2 protein-coding genes are annotated in these 1,277 nt (G+C 66.7%); one reads left to right on the top strand and one right to left on the bottom strand.

Annotated features, from left to right (window positions below):
* Positions 1–650, top strand: a 650-nt coding sequence (locus MOV75_RS38570; protein ID WP_247008071.1) for a crotonase/enoyl-CoA hydratase family protein, incomplete at its 5' end; no start/stop codon positions are given.
* 104 nt (positions 651–754) lie between these two features.
* On the opposite strand, the gene MOV75_RS38575 is transcribed toward MOV75_RS38570, so the two are convergent.
* Positions 755–1,277: zinc-binding dehydrogenase (locus MOV75_RS38575; protein ID WP_247008072.1), on the bottom strand; the 523-nt coding region annotated here is incomplete at its 5' end.

The raw sequence follows: 1,277 nt of genomic DNA on the forward strand, positions 1-1,277 counted from the left end.
GTCCCGTGAAGCGGTTCGCCGACGGCAAGGTCGACTACGGCGATCCGCAGGTGCGCGATGGCGGCGGCCAGGTGACCCTGCGCATCTTCAAATGCCTCAAGCCCGTGATCGCCGCGGTGAACGGTCCCGCGGTCGGCATCGGCGTCACCATGCAGCTTGCGATGGACATCCGCATTGCGTCGGACGCGGCGCGGTTCGGCTTCGTCTTCTCCCAGCGCGGCATCGTGCCGGAGGCGGCGTCGAGCTGGTTCCTGCCGCGCATCGTCGGCATCTCGCAAGCGCTGGAATGGTGCTATTCGGGCCGCGTCTTCCCGGCGCAGGAGGCGCTTGCGGGGCGTCTCGTCAGCAAGGTCGTAGCCCCTGACGATCTGCTGCCAACCGCCCGCGCGCTCGCCAAGGAATTTGCCGCCAAGACCGCGCCGGTGTCCGTGGCGCTGATCCGCCAGATGATGTGGCGCATGATGGGCGCCGACGATCCCATGGAAGCCCACAAGGTCGACAGCCGCGGCATCTACGCCCGTGGCCGCTCCGACGACGTGAAGGAAGGCGTGGTGTCGTTCCTGGAGAAGCGTCCGGCGCAGTTCAAGAACAAGGTGTCCACCGATATGCCGGACTATTTCCCGTGGTGGACGGAGCGGGAGTACAAATGACGCTCTCGTAGGGTAGGCAAAGCGAAGCCTGCCCACGCAATTTTCGCGATCAAGAGACATGGTGGGCACGGCGCTTGCGCGCCTTTGCCCACCCTACGGCACCTTCACTCCATCACCAGCGCCACGCGCCCAATCGCCTTGCGGTCGATCAAGAGCCGCATCGCCTTTGCATAATCCGCCAGCGGCAGGCGGTGCGAGACGTTCGGGCGCAGCTTGCCCTCCTCCGCCCATTGCAGCAGCGCCTTCAGACGCACCTCGCCGAGCGCCGGATTCTTCCGCACCGCTTCACCCGCCCGCACGCCGAGAACGCTGGCGCCCTTGATCAGCAGGAGATTGGTTTTCGCCGAGCCGATGCCGCCGGTGAAGCCGATCACCAGCAGCCGCGCGCCCCAGGCGATGCAGCGCATCGAGTCCTCGAAGACCTGGCCGCCGACGGGATCGAACACGACGTCGGCGCCGCGACCATCGGTGATGCGCTTGACCGCATCGCGAAACGGCTCGCGGTCGTAGCGGACGAGGTGATCGGCGCCGCGGGCCTGGGCGATAGCGAGCTTCTCGTCCCTGGAAGCGGTCGCGATCACGGTCGCACCCAGCATCTTGCCGATCTCGACGGCAGCAAGGCCAACG

Origin of the sequence: Bradyrhizobium sp. PRIMUS42 (assembly GCF_023006515.1) — a bacterium.
GTDB lineage: Bacteria > Pseudomonadota > Alphaproteobacteria > Rhizobiales > Xanthobacteraceae > Bradyrhizobium.